This window comes from Streptomyces sp. NRRL F-5727, assembly GCF_000719555.1.
In the GTDB taxonomy this organism is placed as follows: domain Bacteria; phylum Actinomycetota; class Actinomycetes; order Streptomycetales; family Streptomycetaceae; genus Streptomyces.
Window position 1 is genome coordinate 114,754 of record NZ_JOGX01000012.1, and the last position, 20,665, is coordinate 135,418.

General features: G+C 73.8%; 17 protein-coding genes. 8 read left to right on the forward strand and 9 right to left on the reverse strand.

Annotated features, from left to right (window positions below; genetic code table 11):
• Positions 1–61: 61 nt before the first annotated feature.
• Genes IF73_RS0112120 through ssd form a run of 4 tightly spaced genes read right to left on the reverse strand, consistent with a single transcriptional unit; the run spans position 62 to position 4,071 of the window.
• Positions 62–880, reverse strand: a complete 819-nt coding sequence (locus IF73_RS0112120; RefSeq protein ID WP_051716694.1) for a type II secretion system F family protein — start codon at positions 878–880, stop codon at positions 62–64.
• Positions 870–1,739 (reverse strand): type II secretion system F family protein, encoded by an 870-nt coding sequence (locus IF73_RS37605; protein ID WP_037878969.1) that lies wholly within the window; start codon positions 1,737–1,739, stop codon positions 870–872. Before IF73_RS37605 ends, IF73_RS0112120 begins: the two co-directional genes overlap by 11 nt.
• On the reverse strand, positions 1,736–2,956 hold the full coding sequence (locus IF73_RS0112130) for a TadA family conjugal transfer-associated ATPase (RefSeq protein ID WP_234338215.1): 1,221 nt from the start codon (positions 2,954–2,956) through the stop codon (positions 1,736–1,738). Before IF73_RS0112130 ends, IF73_RS37605 begins: the two co-directional genes overlap by 4 nt.
• A complete protein-coding gene (gene ssd, locus IF73_RS0112135; protein WP_051716715.1) occupies positions 2,953–4,071 on the reverse strand; it encodes a septum site-determining protein Ssd in 1,119 nt (372 codons plus the stop codon). Before ssd ends, IF73_RS0112130 begins: the two co-directional genes overlap by 4 nt.
• A 462-nt stretch (positions 4,072–4,533) precedes the next feature.
• Between ssd and IF73_RS0112140 the strand changes: the two genes are divergently transcribed.
• Complete coding sequence (locus IF73_RS0112140) at positions 4,534–5,391, forward strand: HAD family hydrolase (protein ID WP_031006574.1); 858 nt, start codon at positions 4,534–4,536, stop codon at positions 5,389–5,391.
• A 334-nt stretch (positions 5,392–5,725) separates the two neighbouring features.
• On the opposite strand, the gene IF73_RS0112145 is transcribed toward IF73_RS0112140, so the two are convergent.
• Entirely contained in the window at positions 5,726–6,544 is an 819-nt protein-coding gene (locus IF73_RS0112145) for a Fic family protein (protein ID WP_031006576.1), read from the reverse strand.
• Positions 6,545–6,646: 102 nt separating this feature from the next.
• Here IF73_RS0112145 and IF73_RS0112150 point away from each other — a divergent pair, with 102 nt between their 5' ends.
• Complete coding sequence (locus IF73_RS0112150) at positions 6,647–7,630, forward strand: ATP-binding protein (protein ID WP_031006578.1); 984 nt, start codon at positions 6,647–6,649, stop codon at positions 7,628–7,630.
• A gap of 117 nt (positions 7,631–7,747) precedes the next feature.
• On the opposite strand, the gene IF73_RS0112155 is transcribed toward IF73_RS0112150, so the two are convergent.
• Entirely contained in the window at positions 7,748–9,055 is a 1,308-nt protein-coding gene (locus IF73_RS0112155) for a hypothetical protein (RefSeq protein ID WP_031006581.1), read from the reverse strand.
• Between the two features lie 229 nt (positions 9,056–9,284).
• Here IF73_RS0112155 and IF73_RS0112160 point away from each other — a divergent pair, with 229 nt between their 5' ends.
• The 6 genes from IF73_RS0112160 to IF73_RS41960 all read left to right on the forward strand — a co-directional run bounded on the left by IF73_RS0112160 (position 9,285) and on the right by IF73_RS41960 (position 17,304).
• On the forward strand, positions 9,285–11,693 hold the full coding sequence (locus IF73_RS0112160) for a SulP family inorganic anion transporter (RefSeq protein ID WP_031006583.1): 2,409 nt from the start codon (positions 9,285–9,287) through the stop codon (positions 11,691–11,693).
• Positions 11,694–11,829: 136 nt separating this feature from the next.
• Entirely contained in the window at positions 11,830–13,842 is a 2,013-nt protein-coding gene (gene acs / locus IF73_RS0112165; protein ID WP_078868030.1) for an acetate--CoA ligase, read from the forward strand.
• 232 nt (positions 13,843–14,074) lie between these two features.
• Positions 14,075–15,457: a Na+/H+ antiporter NhaA gene (gene nhaA / locus IF73_RS0112170; RefSeq protein WP_031006587.1), complete on the forward strand. Its 1,383-nt coding sequence runs from the start codon at positions 14,075–14,077 to the stop codon at positions 15,455–15,457.
• A 73-nt stretch (positions 15,458–15,530) separates the two neighbouring features.
• Positions 15,531–16,028 carry a phage holin family protein gene (locus tag IF73_RS0112175; RefSeq protein ID WP_031006589.1) on the forward strand — a complete coding sequence of 166 codons (498 nt, stop codon included), beginning with the start codon at positions 15,531–15,533 and terminating at the stop codon, positions 16,026–16,028.
• Entirely contained in the window at positions 16,025–16,960 is a 936-nt protein-coding gene (locus IF73_RS0112180; protein ID WP_031006598.1) for an alpha/beta fold hydrolase, read from the forward strand. Before IF73_RS0112175 ends, IF73_RS0112180 begins: the two co-directional genes overlap by 4 nt.
• Positions 16,961–17,112: 152 nt before the next feature.
• Positions 17,113–17,304, forward strand: coding sequence for a hypothetical protein (locus IF73_RS41960; RefSeq protein WP_031006600.1), 192 nt, complete (start codon positions 17,113–17,115; stop codon positions 17,302–17,304).
• Positions 17,305–17,307: 3 nt separating this feature from the next.
• Here IF73_RS41960 and IF73_RS0112190 read toward each other — a convergent pair whose 3' ends face one another.
• From IF73_RS0112190 to nth, 3 genes are all read right to left on the reverse strand, one after another.
• A complete protein-coding gene (locus IF73_RS0112190) occupies positions 17,308–18,507 on the reverse strand; it encodes a MarP family serine protease (RefSeq protein WP_031006602.1) in 1,200 nt (399 codons plus the stop codon).
• A 67-nt stretch (positions 18,508–18,574) separates the two neighbouring features.
• On the reverse strand, positions 18,575–19,279 hold the full coding sequence (locus IF73_RS0112195; protein WP_031006604.1) for an NUDIX hydrolase: 705 nt from the start codon (positions 19,277–19,279) through the stop codon (positions 18,575–18,577).
• A 73-nt stretch (positions 19,280–19,352) separates the two neighbouring features.
• The gene (gene nth, locus IF73_RS0112200) at positions 19,353–20,423 is read right to left on the reverse strand and encodes an endonuclease III (protein ID WP_078868031.1); all 1,071 of its coding nucleotides are present in this window, start codon (positions 20,421–20,423) and stop codon (positions 19,353–19,355) included.
• Between the last annotated feature and the right edge of the window lie 242 nt (positions 20,424–20,665).

Genomic DNA, 20,665 nt, shown 5'->3' on the forward strand with positions numbered 1-20,665 from the left:
CCTTCGGTGTCGTGCGTGTCGTGTGTGTCGTGTGTGCCGCACGTGTCATGCGTGTCGTGTGTCAGTCGCCGAGCAGGCCCGACGCCAGGCCGATCACCACCGGGGCCACCCCGACCGCGAGGAACGCAGGCAGGAAGCACAGCCCCACGGGCGCGCTGATCAGGACCTGGGCCCGGCGGGCCCGCGCGGCGGCGGCGCGGGCGCTCGCCGCCCGCAGTCCGGCCGCGTGCCGGGCGACCGCGTCGGCTGCGGGCGCCCCGGAGGCGCCGGCCCGCTCCATGCAGCGGGCGAGCCCCTCGGCTCCCGGTATCGCGCCGAACCTCCCCCACACCTCGGCCGGTTCGCCGCCGAGCCGCAGTTCGGCGGCGGTCCGCAGCAGCCGCTCGCCGAGCGGTCCGCCCATCGACCGCCCCACGGCCTCCGCGGCCTCCGCCGGCCCGGCCCCGGCGGACGTGCAGGCCGCCAGCAGATCGGCCGCCTCGGGCAGTCGGCGCACCGCCTCCCGTTCGTCGGGCGGCACCCTGGAGGCCGCTGTCCGCCGTGTCCACCACCGGGCGCCGAGCACACCGCCCGCGCCCGCCACGAGGGCCGCCGGCCAGCCGAGGACCAGGCCCGCGGCGAGCACGCCTCCGACGACCGCGGCGCGCACCGGCCCCGGCACCTCCCGCAGCGAGCCCGCCAGTCGCGCCCTGGCCCCTCGCACCCTCCGCGGGACGGACGGGCTCCCGAGCCGCCCGCCCCGCCCGGCCGGCGACAGGCCGCCGAGGCGCCGCCGGGTGCCGCGGGCCCGTCGCGCCCGCTCCAGCCGGCGCCAGGCCCGGCCGAGCAGCCAGCCCGCCAGAAGCAACAGCGGTGCGGCTCGCACCAGTTCACTCCACATCGCCGCCTCCTCCCCGCACGATCCGCGCGGCCCACCACAACCCGGCCGCCTCCAGTCCGCAGCCCACGAGGAGACAGATCCCTCCGGCGGGGGTGTGGAGCAGGATCCGCAACGGCTCCGCGCCGAGAGCGGCGCCCATGCCCAGCCCGGCCAGCGGGAGGGCGGCGAGCACGGCCACCGTCGCCCAGGCTCCGGCCAGTTCGGCCCGCAGCCCCTCACGCCGCTCGTGCCGCTCGCGCAGGGCCGCCTCCAGCCGGTCCAGCCCGGCGGCCAGCCCCGCCCCGCTGTCGACGGCCACCTGCCAGCAGGCCGCCAGGCCCGCGAGCCCCTCGGCGCCCTCCCGCCGGGCGGCTGCCCGCAGGGCCTCCGGCACGTCGCCGCCGAAGCCGACCGCGCCGAGCACCCGCGCCTCCTCCGGGCCGAGGGCGCCGGAGCGGCGGGCCGCGTAGGCGAGCGCCGGACCCGGCTGCCGGCCGGCCCTCAGCTCCCCGCCGGCGGCCTCGCACAGCGCCACCACCCGCCCGGCCAGCGCCTCGCGCTCCTCACGCCGACGGGCCGCCCGGAGCCGGCGCCGCACCAGCGGGACCGCCAGCGCCCCGGCCGCCAGCGGCAGCGGCGACTCCCCCGCGAGCGCGACCAGCCCGGCGGCCGGCAGGCACAGCCACTCGGGCCGCCCCCGGGCCGTCGCCCACCAGCGCGCCACGGCCTCCCGGCCGACGCCCCCGCCCCCGTACGCCGCGCCCGGCCCGAGGAGCAGGACCCCCGCCCGCCGCGCGGCCCTGCGGCGCTCCCCCTCCTGCCGCAGGACGAGCAGGCCGCCCGCGAGGAGACAGAGCACGGAGAACCACGCGGCCGTCACGGGGCACCTCCGACCAGTGCGCGCAGCCGGGGCCAGCCCCGCTCCCGCCCGAACCCGTCCGGGCCCCAGCGGAGCGCGGGCACCGTCCGCACCAGACCGGCCCGGTCCCGCTCCAGCACATGGATCTCGGCGATCCGGCGCCGCCCGTCCCGGTCCCGCACCAGGTGCAGCACGGCGGACAGTCCGGCGCCCAACTGGCTGTGCAGGGCGGCCCGGTCGAGCCCGGCGGCCGTGCCGAGCGCCTCCAGCCGGGCCGGCACGTCGGTCGCGGTGTTGGCGTGAAGAGTCCCCGAGCCGCCCTCGTGGCCGGTGTTCAGGGCCGCCAGGAGATCGACGGCCTCACCGCCGCGGACCTCGCCGACCACCAGCCGGTCGGGCCGCATCCGCAGCGCCTGGCGGACCAGGTCCCGGAGGGTGACCAGCCCGGCGCCCTCCTGGTTCGGCGGCCTGGCCTCCAGGCGCACCACATGGGGGTGGTCCGGACGGAGCTCGGCCGAGTCCTCGGCGAGGACGATCCGCTCCCGCTCCCCGACCAGTCCGAGCAGGGCCGCGAGGAGCGTCGTCTTGCCCGTGCCGGTGCCTCCGCTGACCAGGTAGGACACCCGGGCCTCGATCAGCGCGCGCAGGACCCGGTCGCCGCCGGGCGGCACGGTCCCGGCCGCGGTCAGCTCCTCCAGGGTGAAGGCCCGCGGGCGCATCACGCGCAGCGAGAGGCAGGTGGAGCCGACGGCGACGGGCGGCAGGACCGCGTGCATGCGGGTGCCGTCGGGCAGCCGCGCGTCCACCCAGGGCCGGGCGTCGTCGAGGCGCCGCCCGGCCACCGCCGCCAGCCGCTGGGCGAGCCTGCGCACGGCGGCGGCGTCGGCGAAGACGACGGGCGCCCGCTCCAGGCCGGCGCCCCGGTCGACCCACACCCGGTCGGGCGCCGAGACGAGCACGTCGGTGACGTCGGGATCGGCGAGCAGGGCCTCCAGCGGTCCCGCGCCGGTCAGTTCGCAGCGCAGCTCCTCGGCGGCGCCCAGCACCTCGGCGTCCCCCAGCAGCCGGCCCTGGGCCCGCAGGGCGGCCGCCACCCGGGCCGGGGTCGGCTCGGCGCCGCTCGCCGCGAGCCGCTGCCGCACGGCGTCGAGCAGTCCGGCGCCGCCCGCACGCACGGCCGGTCCGGCCCCCTGCGGGACGGTCGTCGTCCCGGTCTCCACCGCGCCCGTCCCCGTCATGCCGCACCCCCGGCGGGCAGCGCGCGCTCCCAGAAGGCGGCGCAGAAGCGGCCGAGCGGTCCGCGGGGCTGGGCTCCCGGCGGGGCGCCCGTGTCCTGGTCCGTCACGATGCCGGGGTCGTAGGGGAGTTCGCCGGCGAGCGGCAGCCGCAGCGCGTCGGCGACCCAGCGCTCGTCGAGCCCCGCCGCGTACGGCCCCCGGACCACGGCCCGGAGGTCGCGCACGAGCAGGGAGAGGGTGTCGGTGATCCGGTGGGCGGCCGCGACCGCCCGCAGCTCGCCGGGGACGACGAGGAGGCCGAGGTCGAGCTGGGCCAGGGCCTCGGTCCCGGCCTCGTCGACGGCGCGCGGCAGATCGACCACCACGACCCCGCCCCGGCGGCGGGCCGCAGCGAGCACGGACCGGACCGCGTCGGGCGGCACCGCCCCGGTGGGCTCCCGGCCCCAGCTGAGCACCCGCACCCCCCGGGCCGCGGGCAGCGACTCCTCCAGGGCGCCGCCGGCGAGCCGGCCCTTCGACGCGGCGAAGTCGCCCCACCGGCACCCCTCCTCCCGCTCCGCGCCGAGGAGCACGTCGAGCCCACCGCCCAGCGGGTCGCCGTCGACGAGCAGGGTCCGCCGGCCGGTGCGGGCGGCGGCGAGCGCGAGCCCGCAGGCGAGGGTGGAGGCACCGGCCCCGCCCCGCCCGCCGACGACGCCGACGGTCAGCGCCGTCCGGCCGACGCCCTCGGCGGCGTCCGCGATCCGGTCGACGAGCACGGACTCGGCGCCCGGCAGCCGCAGGACGCTGTCGGCGCCGACCTCGACGGCGAGCCGCCACACCGCCGGATCGTCCTGGGCGCGCCCCACGAGGACGACTCCGGGCCGGCGCGTGGCGCCCCGGCAGCGGGCCGCCGCGTCCTCTCCCACCAGGACGAGCGGGGGATCGGTCCAGCTCGCCCGCCGCTCGGGAACCCGGTGGTGCACCTCCGGCTCGACGCCGGCCGCGGCGCACAGCCGCAGCAGATCGTCGAGGAGGACGACGTCCTCGGTGACGATCAGCGGGCCGGGCCCGCGCACTCCTTCCCCACCCCGCGCCACGTCCTCGTGCTCCGCTCGACCTGTGCGGGAGGCCATCGACTCCTGCATCGCGCACACCCCTCTCGTGATTCCGGCCTGCCGCGAACTTCGCGACGGGAATCACGGTGAGGCCGCCGGGGAAATCGTGCGGAGACCACCGAAAAACTGTGGACAATCCCCCGCCTGTGAATATCTCGACCACCCGTCCGAGGACTGCCCGGAACGCAGCCCACCGGCTACTGTGAGTGACGAATGGAGTGCTCGGCGGTCCGGGGGCGGCCGGCCGCACGACGACATGAGAGAGGGGAGCGAGCGATGGCTCAGCGAGTGAAAACGGGTCCGGACATGCGACGACCCCCGCCGGGGGGGAGAGCGGGGGTCGTCTCTCCGGCCGACTCGGGGGGGGAGGAGCCGGTCCGGGTTAGCACGGTCGCGAACGATCCGTGACTTCCATGGTGTACCCGAGAGCCTTCTCAGGCAAACCCACGCGCCCCAGCGTACGCCGAATGGCGGGCACCTATGCTCAGCGTTGTGGAAAACCACTCCTTGCCGCGCACAGCCGCCTTCTTTGACCTGGACAAGACGGTCATTGCGAAGTCATCGACGCTGACCTTCAGCAAGTCCTTCTACCGGGGCGGACTGATCAGCCGCCGCGCCGCCCTGCGGACGGCCTACATCCAGTTCGTGTTCCTCGTCGGCGGGGCCGATCACGACCAGATGGAGCGGATGCGCGAATACCTTTCCGCGCTCTGCAAAGGCTGGAACGTGGCCCAGGTCAGGGAACTCGTCGCCGAGACCCTGCACGACCTGATCGACCCGATCATCTACGACGAGGCCGCCTCCCTCATCGAGGGGCACCACGCCGCCGGCCGCGACGTCGTGATCGTGTCCACCTCCGGCGCCGAGGTGGTCGAGCCGATCGGGGAGATGCTCGGGGCGGACCGGGTCGTCGCCACCCGGATGGTGGTCGGCGAGGACGGGTGCTTCACCGGCGAGGTGGAGTACTACGCCTACGGCCCGACCAAGGCCGAGGCGGTCCGCGAGCTGGCCAAGTCGGAGGGGTACGACCTGTCCCGCTGCTACGCCTACAGCGACTCGGCGACCGACATCCCGATGCTGGAGGCGGTCGGACACCCGTACGCGGTCAACCCGGACCGGACGCTGCGCCGCGAGGCGGTCGCCCGGGAGTGGCCGGTGCTGGCCTTCGACCGTCCGGTGCGGCTGAAGCAGCGACTGCCGGAGTTCCGGATGCCGCCCCGTCCGGCGCTCATGGCCGTGGCGGCGGTGGGTGCGGCGGCGGCCACCGCGGGACTGGTCTGGTACGCGACCCGCCGGCGTCACCGGGCCACGGCGGCGGCCGCCCTCGCCGGGCCCTGACCGCTCGCCCCGGTTTCACCCGGTCCGGAAAGAGCGCAAAGAAGCGGATCCACCACTTTCGCTTACCGGCGGAGAGGAGTAGAAAGGAATCAGGCCCGCGAGACCTGGGACATCCGAGAGGATCACCTGTTGAGCATCAAGGCCCCACGGACCTGACGCACAAAAACCTGGCACCCACGCGACGTCGACCCGTCGATTACGGGCCAGCCGCACCAGGCGAAGGGCAAAGTACCCCGCCTGATGGGCACATATCGAGGACGCTTGGTAACTGGGTGGACGTGCCAGCGGCGGTACTGATTTCTGGTACCGCCGCAACCCATGTCCGGGGACGTTCTCAGGCCGCGCCGCGCTGGAGCGCCTCGCAGACCGCGGTCGACTCCCGGACGCCGAGTTCCACCGCGCGCCCACAGTGCGTGATCCACGCGCCGACACCCTCCGGGGTGCCGGTCAGATACCCCTCGAAGGCGGCCGCGTAGGCGGCCCGGCCCTGCTCCGCGTGGCCGACCTCGGCGGGGCAGATGCCCTTCGGGTCGAGGCCGCTGCCCTCCAGCACGATCCGCTCCGCGGTCCGGGCGACGAGGCCGTTGTGCGAGGTGAAGGGACGCAGGGCGAGCAGTTCGCCGTGGACGACGGCGGCGACGACCAGCGCCGGGGCCTCGCTGCCCGCGACGACGAGTTCCGCGAGGCCGTCGAGGCGGGCGGCGACCTCGTCGGGGCTGGGCAGAGGGGCCTCGATCAGCGGCTCGGTCACGGCCTCGCCGGCCTGCCTCGGGCGGCCCGTCGAGTCCTCGTGCTCGCCCGCGGCGACCAGGTGCAGCCGGGCCAGCACCCGGAGCGGCGACTGGCGCCAGATGGAGAGGAGTTCGCCTGCCTCGGCGCTCAGCCGGAGGGCGGCGCCGACGGTGCGGGCCTCGGGGTCGGCGCTGAAGTCGGTCCGGCGGCGGACCTCCTCCAGGGCCCAGTCGGCGCCGGCCAGCGCGGCCGAGCCGCGGGCGCCGCGGAGCGCAGCCTCGTGGGCGATCTCGTTGCTGCGGCGGCGCATCACACGGTGGCCGTAGACCCGGTCGACGGCCTTGCGTACGGAGTCCACCGCGTCGGCGACGCCCGGCAGGGTGCCGAGGGCGGCCAAGGGGTCAGAGGCGTGCGTACTCATAGGTAAGGAGGCTACGCGCCCCCGGGGCTCGCCCCACGATGGAGTGGTCTTCTTCATAGAGCTTGACCACTAAGCGCGTTCATGCCACTACGCTAGGTGAACATGAAGATCGCTTTCGTCGGGAAGGGCGGCAGCGGCAAGACGACGCTGTCCTCGCTCTTCGTCCGCCACCTCGCCGCCATCGAGTCGCCCGTCGTCGCCGTCGACGCGGACATCAACCAGCACCTGGGGGCCGCGCTCGGCCTCTCCGAGGCGGAGGCGGCCGCGCTGCCCGCAATGGGGGCGCATCTGCCGCTCATCAAGGAGTACCTGCGCGGCGGCAATCCGCGGATCGTCTCGGCCGAGACGATGATCAAGACGACGCCGCCCGGGGAGGGTTCGCGGCTGCTGCGGGTCCGGGAGGAGAACCCGGTGTACGAGGCGTGCGCGCGGTCGGTCCGGCTGGATCCCGGCGAGGTGCGGCTGATGGCGACGGGTCCGTTCACCGAGGCGGACCTCGGGGTGGCCTGCTACCACTCGAAGGTCGGGGCGGTGGAGCTGTGCCTCAACCACCTGGTGGACGGGGCCGGGGAGTACGTGGTCGTCGACATGACGGCGGGCTCGGACTCGTTCGCGTCGGGCATGTTCACCCGCTTCGACATGACCTTCCTGGTCGCCGAGCCGACCCGCAAGGGTGTGTCGGTGTACCGCCAGTACAAGGAGTACGCGCGGGACTTCGGCGTCGCGCTGAAGGTCGTCGGCAACAAGGTGCAGGGCCCGGACGACCTGGACTTCCTGCGCCAGGAGGTCGGGGAGGACCTGCTCGTCACGGTCGGCCACTCGGACTGGGTGCGCGCGATGGAGAAGGGCCGGCCGCCGCGCTTCGAGGAGCTGGAGCCGGAGAACCACCGCGCCCTGCGGACCCTGCGGGAGGCGGCGGACGACACGTACGAGCACCGCGACTGGCAGCGCTACACGAGCCAGATGGTCCACTTCCACCTCCGCAACGCGGAGAGCTGGGGCAACGCCAAGACCGGGGCCGACCTGGCGGCGCAGGTCGACCCCGACTTCGTCCTCGGCGAACCCAGCGCCGCGACCGCCCACTGACGACCGCCGCGGGAGCGACCCGCGGCGCAGGAGCGACCCGCGGCGCCGCCGTGACCGCCAGGCGACGGGCCGCCGCCGGGATCAGTCCGGCGGCGGCCGTGCTCGGGGGCGGCTGCGTCAGCTCCGGGCGGCCGGCTCGGCCGCCGGGGGTGCCGGGGGTGCCGGCTGGGGGGACAGGAAGGCGGGCCAGCCGCCGGCGGGGGCCTCGCCCACCTTCAGGGTGCGCATCTTGGCGATGACGGCGGGGTCCTGGGCGTCGAGCCAGTCCGCGAGCTGGCGGAAGGAGACGCACCTGACGTCCTTCTGGACGCAGACCGTGGCGATGGTCTCCTCGATGGCGCGCATGTAGGTGCCGCCGTTCCAGGACTCGAAGTGGTTGCCGATGATGACCGGCGCCCGGTTCCCCCGGTACGAGCGCTCGAACGCCTGGACCAGGCCGTCCCGCATCTGGTCGCCCCAGTAGCGGTGCATGCCGGGGTCGCCCTGCGTCGTGCCGGGCGACTGGTTGACCAGGAAGTTGTAGTCCATGGACAGGGTCTGGAAGGCGCGGCCCGGGACCGGGACGAGGTGCATGGACAGGTCCCAGACGCCCTGGTCCTTCTTCGGCCAGATCTGGTCGTTGACACCGCTGGTGTCGTAGCGGAAGCCGAGCTCGGAGGCCGCCTTCACGAAGTTCGCGCGGCCTTCGAGGCAGGGCGTGCGGGCGCCGACGAGCTCCTTGTCGTAGTCGAAGGGGAGCGGCTGCTCGTTTTGCAGCCCCGCGTTGGTCTTCCAGTTCTTGACGAAGGACTTGGCCTGCCGGATCTCGCTCTTCCACTCCTCCACGGACCAGGTGCCGACGCCACCCTGGGCGCCGCAGAAGTGCCCGTTGAAGTGGGTGCCGATCTCGTTGCCCTCCAGCCACGCGCCGCGCAGTTCGCGGACGGTGTCGCGGATGCCCTCGGTGTCGTTGAAGCCGATGTCGGAGCGGCCCGCGGAGTGCTTCGGCGGGTCGTAGAGCTCCCGCTTCTCCTCCGGCAGGAGGTACACGCCGCTGAGGAAGTACGTCATGGTCGCGTCGTACTTCTTGGCGACCTTCCGGAAGTGCGAGAAGAGCTTCTGGCTGTCCTCGCCGGCGCCGTCCCAGGAGAAGACGACGAACTGCGGCGGGGCCTCGCCCGGCTTGAGCTTCGTCCAGGTCGGCTGGTGAGGCTGGGCGCCGGTGTAGGCGGTGGAGCCGTCGCCGATCAGCCGGACCGGGTTCTCCGGCGCGGCGGCGGGGCCCTTCTTCGCGGCGCCGGCGCCGGAGCCGGGGGCGCCCTTGGTGCCGGGGCCGGAGGAGGACGGCTCCGAGCAGCCGGCCAGCCCGCCGATCAGGGCGACGGTGAGGGCGCCGGCGGCCAGCGCCTTCCTCCGGAACGTACTTCCTCGCACAGCGGCTGACATCCGCCACCTCTCTTCTCCGACGGGGCTGCCCCGCCGTGACGGCCGAGCGGCGTCAACCTCGCACCCGAGCCGCCGGAGCGATGAAACGACAAGCGGCAATACGCCCTCCATTCACCGGAACCGGTGAACCATTGCCCTGTTTGCCCCGAAAATAATGCCGGAGACTTTACTCTGCATTACGATTCGTTTACTCAGAGTTGAGGTACCCGTTCGGCCCGGAGGAGACCGGATGACCCTCTGCACCCCTGCCCGCACGCCCAACCGGCCCCGCACCCAGCGGCCCCACAGCCCGCCCGGAGGCGGCCGCCGCTTCCGCCCCGCCGGCGCGGACGTCTCCGCGTCGATCGCCGTCTTCCTGATCGCGCTGCCGCTCTCGCTCGGCATCGCCCTCGCCACCGGAGCCCCGCTCCAGGCCGGACTGGTCGCCGCCGCCGTCGGCGGTCTGGTCGCCGGCCGTCTCGGCGGCTCCCCGCTCCAGGTGAGCGGACCCGCCGCCGGCCTCACCGTCGTCACCGCCGAGCTGATCCAGCGGTACGGCTGGCGCACCACCTGCGCCATCACGGTCCTCGCCGGCCTCGCCCAGATCGGCCTCGCCACCCTGAAGGTGGCCCGCTCGGCGCTCATGGTCTCGCCCGCCATCGTGCACGGCATGGTGGCCGGCATCGGCGTGACCATCGCCCTGGCCCAGCTCCACATCGTCCTCGGCGGCACCCCGCAGAGCTCCGCGGTGGCCAACGCCCTCGGACTTCCCGCCCAGTTGGCGGACGTCGGCCCGGCCTCGCTCGCGATCAGCGCGCTGACCGTCGCCGTCCTGCTCGGCTGGCCCCGACTGCCGGGCAGAGCGGGCGCCTGGGCGCGCAAGGTGCCGGCCGCGCTGGTCGCCGTCGCCGGCGCGACCCTTCTCGCGGTGGCCGCCGGGTTCCGCGTGCCCCGGGTCGACCTGCCGTCCTGGAGCAGCCACGCGCTGCCGGGGCTGCCCGACGGGCCGGTCCTCGGGATCGCCGCCGGCGTCCTGACCATCACGCTGGTCACCAGCGTGCAGTCGCTGCTCTCCGCCGTCGCCGTCGACAAGCTCGCCGCCGCCCGCCCGGACCGGGGCCGGGGTGTCCCGCGCTCCGACCTCGACCGCGAGCTGGCCGGCCAGGGCGCGGCCAACATGGTCTCCGGAGCGCTCGGCGGCCTCCCGGTCGCCGGGGTCGCGGTCCGCAGCGTGGCCAACGTGACGGCGGGCGCGGTCAGCCGCGCCTCCACCATGCTGCACGGCCTGTGGATCGTGCTGGCCGCGCTGTTCCTGGTGCCCGCGATCGACCTGATCCCGCTGGCCGCCCTCGCCGCGCTCGTGATGGTGGTCGGCGTCCAGATGGTGAGCATCACCCACATCCGCACGGTCACCCGGCACCGCGAGGTCGTGGTGTACGCGGTGACGCTGACCGGGGTCGTCCTGGTCGGCCTCCTGGAGGGCGTCGCCCTCGGCATCGCCGTCGCGGTCGCGGTCGCGCTGCACCGGCTGACCCGGACCCGGATCACCCGGGAGGACCGGGACGGGCGCCACCTGCTGCGGGTGCGCGGCCAGTTGACCTTCCTCGCGGTGCCGCGGCTGAGCCGGGCGCTGCACCAGATCCCCGCGGGCTCGGACGTGACCGTGGAGCTGGACGGCTCGTTCATGGACCACGCCGCGTACGAGACGCTGAACGACTGGACCGCCGGGCATCTGGCCCATGGCGGGACGGTCGAGCTGACCGGCCCCACCGGAGGCCGTATCACCGGCTCCCCCGCCGCCCACACCGCCGAGCCGGACGCCGACCCCGGCACAGCCCCCGGTACGGGCTCCGCCCCGCACCCGGGACCGGAGGACGTCTGCTGCCGCCCCTGGACGCCCTGGCACAACCACCAGTGCGCCGAGCAGCCCGCGCCGCCGCCCGCCCCCGCGACCGAGGAGCCGGCGCGCCCGACGGCCCATCAGCTGGCGCACGGCATCGGCAAGTTCCAGCGGAACACCGCGCCGCTGGTCCGGGACGAGCTGGCCCGGCTGGCCCGGGAGGGCCAGACACCTTCGCAGCTCTTCCTCACCTGCGCCGACTCCCGGCTGGTCACCAGCATGATCACGTCCAGCGGCCCGGGCGACCTCTTCACCGTGCGCAACGTCGGCAATCTGGTGCCGCTGCCCGGCGAGGAGAGCGGGGACGACTCGGTCGCGGCGGCGATCGAGTACGCGGTGGACGTGCTGCGGGTGCAGTCGATCACCGTGTGCGGCCACTCCGGCTGCGGCGCCATGCAGGCGCTGCTCGGCGCCGGTCCCGACGAGCCGGCCACCCCGCTGCGCCGCTGGCTGCGGCACGGCAGACCGAGCCTGGAGCGGATGGCGAGCCGCCGTCACGCGTGGGCGCGGATCGCCGGACGGCTGCCGGCGGACGCGGTGGAGCAGCTGTGCCTCACCAACGTCGTCCAGCAGCTGGAGCACCTGCGGGCGTACGAGTCGGTGGCGCGGCGGCTCGCGGACGGCAGCCTCACCCTGCACGGGATGTACTTCCACGTGGGCGAGGCGCAGGCGTATCTGCTCTCCGGGGACGAGGTGCGCGGCTACGACGACGTGTTCGACAGCGTCCCGCCGACGGCCCTGACCGCCCGCGCGTCCTGAACCTTTCCCGTCCCGCCTCCGTGAGAGTGTGTGGCCCCTTCTCCCTCCGCTCGGGACGAAGGGGCCACCGCCGTCAGGACACTCACAGGTCTAAACCAATTGCCCGGAGCCTCTTGTCACCCGGGGCCTCGGGCTGATGAGGTATGACGCGGGACACATACGCACAGAGGACGCCCTGGGAAAGGGAGATGTCGTGAGCAACGAGAGCCTGGCCAATCTGCTCCGGGAAGAGCGCCGCTTCGCGCCGCCCGCCGAGCTGGCCGCGCACGCCAACGTGACGGCGGAGGCGTACGAGCAGGCCGAGGCGGACAGGCTGGGCTTCTGGGCCGAGCAGGCCAGGCGCCTGACCTGGGCCACCGAGCCGACCGAGACCCTCGACTGGTCGAACCCGCCGTTCGCCAAGTGGTTCGCCGACGGCGAGCTCAACGTGGCGTACAACTGCGTCGACCGGCACGTCGAGGCCGGCCACGGCGACCGGGTCGCCATCCACTTCGAGGGCGAGCCGGGCGACAGCCGCGCGATCACCTACGCCGAGCTCAAGGACGAGGTCTCCAAGGCCGCCAACGCCCTCACCGAGCTGGGCGTCCGCAAGGGCGACCGGGTCGCCGTCTACCTGCCGATGATCCCCGAGGCCGCGATCACGATGCTGGCCTGCGCCCGCGTCGGCGCCGCCCACTCGGTCGTCTTCGGCGGCTTCTCCGCCGACGCCGTGGCCTCCCGTATCCAGGACGCCGACGCCAAGGTGGTCGTGACCGCCGACGGCGGCTACCGCCGCGGCAAGCCGTCCGCCCTCAAGCCCGCCATCGACGAGGCCGTCGCCAAGTGCCCGACCGTCGAGCACGTCCTGGTGGTCCGCCGCACCGGCCAGGACACGGCCTTCACCGAGGGCCGGGACGTGTGGTGGCACGAGCTCGTCGAGCGCCAGTCCGCCGAGCACACCCCGGAGGCGTTCCCGGCCGAGCAGCCGCTCTTCATCCTGTACACCTCGGGCACCACGGGGAAGCCGAAGGGCATCCTGCACACCTCCGGCGGCTACCTCACCCAGGCCGCGTACACCCATCACGCCGTCTTCGACCTCAAGCCGGAGACCGACGTCTACTGGTGCACCGCCGACATCGGCTGGGTCACCGGCCACTCGTACATCGTCTACGGCCCGCTGGCCAACGGCGCCACGCAGGTCATGTACGAGGGCACCCCGGACACCCCGCACCAGGGCCGGGTCTTCGAGATCGTGCAGAAGTACGGCGTCACCATCCTCTACACGGCGCCGACGCTGATCCGCACGTTCATGAAGTGGGGCGACGACATCCCCGCCAAGTTCGACCTCACCAGCCTCCGGGTGCTCGGCTCGGTCGGCGAGCCGATCAACCCCGAGGCGTGGATCTGGTACCGCAAGCACATCGGCGCCGACAGGTGCCCGATCGTGGACACCTGGTGGCAGACCGAGACGGGCGCGATGATGATCAGCCCGCTCCCCGGCGTCACCGAGACCAAGCCCGGCTCCGCCCAGCGCCCGCTCCCCGGCATCTCCGCCACCGTCGTCGACGACGAGGCGAACGAGGTGCCGAACGGCGGCGGCGGCTACCTGGTGCTCACCGAGCCGTGGCCGTCGATGCTCCGCACCATCTGGGGCGACGACCAGCGCTTCATCGACACCTACTGGTCCCGCTTCGAAGGACGGTACTTCGCCGGCGACGGCGCCAAGAAGGACGACGACGGCGACATCTGGCTGCTCGGCCGCGTCGACGACGTCATGCTCGTCTCCGGCCACAACATCTCGACCACCGAGGTCGAGTCGGCGCTCGTCTCCCACCCGTCGGTGGCCGAGGCGGCCGTCGTCGGCGCCGCCGACGAGACCACCGGCCAGGCGATCGTCGCCTTCGTGATCCTGCGCGGCACCGCCAGCGAGGACGAGGCCCTCGTCGCCGAGCTGCGCAACCACGTCGGCGCCACCCTCGGCCCGATCGCCAAGCCCAAGCGGATCCTCCCGGTGGCCGAGCTGCCGAAGACCCGCTCCGGCAAGATCATGCGCCGACTGCTGCGCGACGTGGCGGAGAACCGTGAGCTGGGCGATGTCACCACGCTGACCGATTCGTCCGTTATGTCGCTCATCCAGACCAAGCTGCCGGCCGCACCCAGCGAGGACTGACGGCACCACCGCAGCAGCAAAGGCCCGCCCCGACGCCCCGGGGCGGGCCTTTGCGCGCCCCCCGCCGCCGCGCCGAATGCCACGTATCTCCCTAAAGTGATCCTCGCCGGACACACCTCGGGCTCGTTAGGTAAAGTAAGGATCGCGTCAGGAACGCGACAGAAAGACCTAGGTGCGCCGGGAAGTCTGGTCGGCATGTGCTGTGTGCTGCCCACCCGACCGGAGGCTCCTCGTGTCCACCGACCGCACGTTCCTCGGCCGGCTCTCCCTCCCCGAGCGCCGCCACCTCACCGACGCCCTGCGCACCGAGACCGTCGGCGGTGTCCTGCTGCTCGTCGCCGCCGTGACGGCGCTCGTCTGGGCCAACGTCCTCCCCGGCAGCTACGAGTCGGTCTCCGGCTTCCACATAGGCCCCGCCTCGCTCGGCCTCGACCTCTCGATCGAGCACTGGGCCGCCGACGGCCTTCTCGCGATCTTCTTCTTCGTCGCCGGCATCGAGCTCAAGCGGGAACTGGTCGCCGGTGAGCTGCGCGACCCCAAGGCCGCGGCCCTCCCCGTCGTCGCGGCGGTCTGCGGCATGGCCACGCCGGCCCTCGTCTACGTCGTGGTCAACGCCGTCGGCGGCGGCTCCATGGACGGCTGGGCGGTGCCCACCGCCACCGACATCGCCTTCGCGCTCGCCGTCCTCGCCGTCATCGGCACCTCGCTCCCCTCCGCGCTGCGCGCCTTCCTCCTCACCCTCGCCGTCGTCGACGACCTCTTCGCGATCCTGATCATCGCGGTCTTCTTCACCAGCGACCTGAACTTCGCCGCCCTCGGCGGCGCCTTCGCCGGCCTCGTCCTCTTCTGGTTCCTGCTCCGCAAGGAGGTCCGCGGCTGGTACGTGTACGTCCCGCTGGCCCTGGTGATCTGGGCCCTGATGTACAACAGCGGCGTCCACGCCACCATCGCCGGCGTCGCCATGGGCCTGATGCTCCGCTGTACCACCCTCGAGGGCGAGGAGCACTCCCCCGGCGAGCACATCGAGCACCTGGTCCGGCCCCTCTCCGCCGGCCTCGCCGTGCCGCTCTTCGCGCTCTTCTCGGCCGGCGTGACCATGTCCAGCGAGGCGCTCCGGGACGTGTTCACCCAGCCCGTCACCCTCGGCGTGGTCCTGGGCCTGGTCGTCGGCAAGGCCGTCGGCATCTTCGGCGGCACCTGGCTGGCCGCCCGCTTCACCAGGGCGGAGCTCAACCCCCAGCTGTCCTGGCCGGACGTCTTCGCCGTCGCGACCCTCGCCGGGATCGGCTTCACCGTCTCCCTCCTCATCGGCGAGCTCGCCTTCGAGGGCGACGCGGCCCTCACCGACGAGGTGAAGGCGGCGGTCCTGATGGGCTCGCTGATCGCCGCGGCCTGCGCCTCGGTCCTGCTCAAGCTGCGCGTGCGGAAGTACCAGCTGCTGGTGGCCGAGGAGGAGCGGGACGAGGACGAGGACGGCATCCCGGACGTGTACGAGGAGGGCACCGAGGCGTACCACCTCCGGATGGCCGAGATCCATGCGCGGAAGGCCGCCGAACACCGCGAGCGCGCCCGACTGGCGGGGGCACCGCGCGACGGGGCCGACCGTCCGGCATGATCTGAGGCGGACCGTACACAGAGACTCGGACCGTACACAGAGACTCGGACCGTACAAGAGGAGAGGGAGAGCGATGAGCGACCCGTTCGACGGAACCGAGCGCAGCCTCGGCCAGCTGGTCGCCTCGGCGACCGCCGAGATGTCCGCACTGGTGCACGACGAGATCGCCCTGGCCAAGGCGGAGCTCCGGCAGGACGTGAAGCGCGGCGCGATCGGCAGCGGCGCGGCCATCGCCGCCGCCGTGGTGCTGCTGTTCTCGCTGCCGATGCTGAGCTTCGCGCTCGCGTACGCCATCAACACCTGGACCGGCGGGCACAACGGCCACGGCGGCTGGAACCTCGTCTGGTGCTTCCTGCTGTCCTTCGCCTTCAACGTGATCGTCGCCGGCCTCCTCGGCCTGGTCGCGGTCTCGAAGTTCAAGAAGGTCAAGCCGCCGGAGAGGTCCATCGCCTCCGCCAAGCAGACCGCCGCCGTCATGCAGAACGTGAAGCCGCACCCCCGTCCTGCGGGTGTCCCGTCCGCCGAGGTGACGATGGCCAAGGCCCAGTCTGTGGCACGCTCGTCCGTATGACCCTCCCCGACAGCAGCACCCCCGGCGGCGGGCCCGTACGCCTCGAAGGTCCGTGGACCCACCGTGACGTCGCGGCCAACGGCGCCCGCTTCCACATCGCCGAGATGGGCGACGGCCCCCTGGTGCTGCTGCTGCACGGCTTCCCGCAGTTCTGGTGGACCTGGCGCCACCAGCTGCCGGCGCTCGCCGAGGCCGGCTTCCGGGCGGTCGCGATGGACCTGCGCGGGGTCGGCGGCAGCGACCGCACCCCGCGCGGTTACGACCCCGCCAACCTGGCCCTCGACATCACCGGCGTGGTCCGCTCGCTCGGCGAGCCGGACGCCGCGCTCGTCGGCCACGACCTGGGCGGCTACCTCGCCTGGACGGCCGCCGTGATGCGGCCCAAGCTGGTCCGCCGGCTGGTGGTCTCCTCGATGCCGCACCCGCGCCGCTGGCGGTCGGCGATGCTCTCCGACTTCGCCCAGTCCCGGGCCGGCTCGCACATCTGGGGCTTCCAGCGGCCGTGGCTGCCGGAGCGTCAGCTGGTCGCCGACGACGCCGAACTGGTGGGGCGTCTGATCCAGGAGTGGTCGGGCCCGCGCCCGGCCGACGAGGAGGCGGTCGAGGCGTACCGGCGGGCGATGCTCGTCCCCTCGACCGCGCACTGCTCGATCGAGCCGTACCGCTGGCTGGTCCGCTCGCTGGCCCGCCCCGACGGCATCCAGTTCAACCGGCGCATGAAGCGGCCGGTCCGGGTGCCGACGCTGCACCTGCACGGCTCGCTGGACCCGGTGATGCGCACCCGCAGCGCGGCGGGTTCGGGCGAATACGTGGAGGCCCCGTACCGCTGGCGGCTCTTCGACGGCCTCGGGCACTTCCCGCACGAGGAGGACCCGGTGGCCTTCACCACGGAGCTGGTGAACTGGCTGAAGGACCCCGAACCCGACCGCTGACACCGGTACGGACCCGGCAGGGACCGGGTACGCATCCGGTAAGGGCCCCGGCCCGCACGGGCGTACGCCGAACGGCCATGTGCCCGGCGCATACTCCGATTGGCGGGCCCCCGAGCGGTTACCGAGCCCGGCCCCCGGGCAGACGTCCCGGTATGGGCTGGACGCACGACTACGGTGACACGGCACGCGACCGCCGCTCCGCCTCCGGGCCGGGCTCCCGCGAGCGGGGAGGCCCGCCGGGCGAGGGCCGCGCTCCCGGCGGGCAGGTGGGGATCTCACGCATCCTCAGGCGGCGGGCCCGCTGGGTCTCGGCCCGGCTCCGCCACCCCCGCGACACCGCCTAGCGGTCAGAGGGCGCAGCCGTCCGTGTCCACCTGCTGGTTGGCGGCGCGCCCGAGTTCGATGTCCTCGCGGATCTCCTCGACCGTCAGCGCGTACCCCGTGTCGGCGTCGTCACGGGAGCGGGCGAAGATCACGCCCGAGACCGTGCCGTCCTCGGTGAGGAGCGGTCCGCCGGAGTTGCCCTGGCGGACCGTCGTGAACAGCGAGTAGACCTCCCTGCGCACCTCGCCCCGGTGGTAGATGTCGGGGCCGTCGGCGGTGATCCGGCCGCGGACGCGCGCCGAGCGGACGTCGTACGAGCCGTTCTCGGGGAAGCCGGCGACGATGGCGTCGTCGCCGCTGCGCTGCTGCTCCTCGGTGAAGCGCAGCGGGGTGGCCCGGAGGTCCGGCACGTCGAGGACGGCGATGTCGCGCTGCCAGTCGTAGAGGACGACCTTGGCGTCGTACAGCCGGCCCTCGCCGCCGATCTGCACGGTGGGCTCGTCGACGCCGCCGACCACGTGCGCGTTGGTCATCACCCGGCGTTCGGAGAAGACGAAGCCGGTGCCCTCCAGGACCTTGCCGCAGCTCGGGGCGGTGCCGACGACCTTGACGATGGAGCGCTGGGCGAGGGTCGCGACGGGGCTGCCGGCGAGCTTCGGGTCGGGGGGCAGGACCTCGGTGATGGGCTCGTTGGCGAAGGGACTGAAGACCTGCGGGAAGCCGCTGCGGGCGAGGGTGGAGCTGAAGTCGGCGAACCAGGCGCCGACCTGGTCGGGCATCACCCGCGTGACGCCCTGGAGCACCTTGGAGCCCCGCACCTCCTTGCCCAGGGTGGGCAGCGAGGTGCCGGCCAGCGCCGAGCCGATGAGCCAGGCCACCAGGAGCATGGCGACCACGTTGACCAGCGCGCCGCCGGTGGCGTCGAGGGCTCGGGCGGGGGACCAGGTGATGTGGCGGCGGAGCTTGTTGCCGAGGTGGGTGGTGAGCGCCTGGCCGACGGAGGCGGAGACGATGACGGCCATCACGAAGATCACCGTGACCGTGGTGGTGACCTCGCTCTCGTCGGTGAGCCGGTCCCACAGGATCGGCAGCAGCCACATGGCGACGAGCCCGCCGCCGAGGAAGCCGATCACCGAGAGGACGCCGACCACGAAGCCCTGGCGGTAGCCGATGATCGCGAACCACACGGCCGCGAGCAGCAGCAGGATGTCCAGCACGTTCACGGTCGTCAGCCTCGCAGTTTCGTTTCCGGTCGCCGCTTCGTCTCCGGTCGCCCGGGGGCCCAGCCTGTCATGACCGCCAGTCGAGCGGGACCTTACGGGAGGTGTCCCAGGGGCGCTCCCAGCCGGCGAAGTGCAGCAGCCGGTCGATCACTCCGGCGGTGAAACCCCAGACCAGAGCGGACGCGACGAGGAAGGCGGGGCCCGCGTGGCCGGCCGGGTGGACGGCGGTGGCGCGGTTGGCGGGGTCCGTGAGATCCGCCACGGGGACCGTGAAGACCCGAGCGGTCTCGGCGGGGTCGACGACCCCGACCGGGCTCGGCTCGCGCCACCAGCCGAGGACGGGGGTGACGACGAAGCCGCTGACCGGGATGTAGAGCCGGGGCAGGACGCCGAAGAGCTGGACGCCGGACGGGTCGAGGCCGGTCTCCTCCTGGGCCTCGCGCAGGGCGGCCCGCAGCAGCCCGCCGTCGGCCGGGTCGCCGTCCTCGGGGTCGAGGGCGCCGCCGGGGAAGGAGGGCTGCCCGGCGTGCGAGCGGAGGCTGCCGGCACGCTCCATGAGGAGCAGCTCGGGGCCGCGCTCGCCGTCGCCGAAGAGGACCAGGACGGCTGACTGGCGGCCGGCGCCGCTCTCGGGCGGCAGGAACCGGCTCAGTTGCTCGGGCGCGACCGTGCGCGCGGCCCGGTCGACCGGCGCGAGCCAGTCGGGCAGTCCGTCCCGGTCCAGCAGGCCGCCGGTGCCGGGGCCGTAGATCTCTTCGTCCGTGCGCGTCATGGGCACCCCCGAGTCGTCCAACGCCGTCGCCGTGTCCCTTCGTTCCCGCGGGTCCGTTCCGGTCCCGTCCGGCTCACTCGGCCCCGGAGGGGCGCTGGACGGCGCCCGGGGCCACGCCGGGCGCGGGCGGGGCCGGGCGGCCGGGGTAGTCGGCGGGCGGGTTGAGCCGCTGGCCGGGGTAGCCGCCCTTCTCGTACTTGAGCAGCTTGGCGGCCTTCTCGGGGTCGGTCTCGCCCTCCCCGTAGGCGGGGCAGAGCTGGGTGATGGGGCAGGCGCCGCAGGCGGGCTTGCGGGCGTGGCAGATGCGGCGGCCGTGGAAGATCACCCGGTGCGAGAGCATCGTCCAGTCGCTCTTCGGGAAGATCTCGGCGACCTCGGCCTCGATCTTGACCGGGTCGTCGGAGGCGGTCCACCGCCAGCGGCGGGCGAGCCGCATGAAGTGGGTGTCGACGGTGATCCCGGGGACGCCGAAGGCGTTGCCGAGGACGACGAAGGCGGTCTTGCGGCCGACGCCGGGGAGCTTGACCAGGTCCTCCAGGCGGCCGGGGACCTCGCCGCCGAAGTCGTCGCGGAGGGCGGCGGCCAGGCCCATGATCGACTTGGTCTTGGCGCGGAAGAAGCCGGTGGGGCGGATGAGCTCCTCGACCTCCTCGGGGACGGCGGCGGCCAGGTCCTCGGGGGTCGGGTACTGGGCGAAGAGCGCGGGGGTCGTCTGGTTCACCCGCAGGTCGGTGGTCTGCGCGGAGAGGACGGTGGCGACCAGCAGCTCGAAGGGGTTGCGGAAGTCGAGCTCCGGATGGGCGTACGGGAACACCTCCGCGAGCTCCCGGTTGATCCGCCGCGCCCGGCGAACCATGGCGAGCCGCGACTCGGGCCCGGCGGGCGCGGCAGCGCGCTGCACGGGCGCGGGCGCCTTGGCGGGAGCCTTCTTCGCGGAGGCGGGCACCTTGGCGGGAGCCTTCTTCGCGGAGGCCGGGGCCTTGGCAGGCGCCTTCTGCGCGGAGGCGGGCACCTTGGCGGGAGCCTTCTTCGCGGAGGCCGGGGCCTTGGCAGGCGCCTTCTGCGCGGAGGCCGGGGCCTTGGCGGGAGCCTTCTTCGCGGAGGCAGGCGCCTTCGCAGGCGCCTTCTGCGCGGAGGCGGACACCTTCGCAGGCGCCTTCTTCGCGGAGGCCGGGGCCGTCTTCGCGGAGGCAGGCGCCTTCCCGGCGGCCTTCTTCGCAGGGGCCTTCTTCGCGGAGGCGGGCGCCTTCCCGGCGGCCTTCTTCGTGGGGGCCGGGGTCTTCGCCGGGGCCTTCTTCGCGGCCCGGGCCGACTTCGCGGCGGGCTGCGGCGCCTTCGTGGGCTTCGCCGGCGCGGCGGTTTCGGCGGCCTTCTCCGGGGGCGTCT

Excerpts from the sequence above, each read along its gene's own strand:
- IF73_RS0112120 (WP_051716694.1), bottom strand. The coding sequence starts at position 880 with ATGTGGAGTGAACTGGTGCGAGCCGCACCGCTGTTGCTTCTGGCGGGC.
- IF73_RS0112130 (WP_234338215.1), bottom strand. The coding sequence starts at position 2,956 with ATGACGGGGACGGGCGCGGTGGAGACCGGGACGACGACCGTCCCGCAG.
- ssd (WP_051716715.1), bottom strand. The coding sequence starts at position 4,071 with ATGGCCTCCCGCACAGGTCGAGCGGAGCACGAGGACGTGGCGCGGGGT.
- IF73_RS0112140 (WP_031006574.1), top strand. The coding sequence starts at position 4,534 with ATGCTCAGCGTTGTGGAAAACCACTCCTTGCCGCGCACAGCCGCCTTC.
- IF73_RS0112145 (WP_031006576.1), bottom strand. The coding sequence starts at position 6,544 with ATGAGTACGCACGCCTCTGACCCCTTGGCCGCCCTCGGCACCCTGCCG.
- IF73_RS0112150 (WP_031006578.1), top strand. The coding sequence starts at position 6,647 with ATGAAGATCGCTTTCGTCGGGAAGGGCGGCAGCGGCAAGACGACGCTG.
- IF73_RS0112155 (WP_031006581.1), bottom strand. The coding sequence starts at position 9,055 with ATGTCAGCCGCTGTGCGAGGAAGTACGTTCCGGAGGAAGGCGCTGGCC.
- IF73_RS0112160 (WP_031006583.1), top strand. The coding sequence starts at position 9,285 with ATGACCCTCTGCACCCCTGCCCGCACGCCCAACCGGCCCCGCACCCAG.
- acs (WP_078868030.1), top strand. The coding sequence starts at position 11,830 with ATGAGGTATGACGCGGGACACATACGCACAGAGGACGCCCTGGGAAAG.
- IF73_RS0112175 (WP_031006589.1), top strand. The coding sequence starts at position 15,531 with ATGAGCGACCCGTTCGACGGAACCGAGCGCAGCCTCGGCCAGCTGGTC.
- IF73_RS0112180 (WP_031006598.1), top strand. The coding sequence starts at position 16,025 with ATGACCCTCCCCGACAGCAGCACCCCCGGCGGCGGGCCCGTACGCCTC.
- IF73_RS41960 (WP_031006600.1), top strand. The coding sequence starts at position 17,113 with ATGGGCTGGACGCACGACTACGGTGACACGGCACGCGACCGCCGCTCC.
- IF73_RS0112195 (WP_031006604.1), bottom strand. The coding sequence starts at position 19,279 with ATGACGCGCACGGACGAAGAGATCTACGGCCCCGGCACCGGCGGCCTG.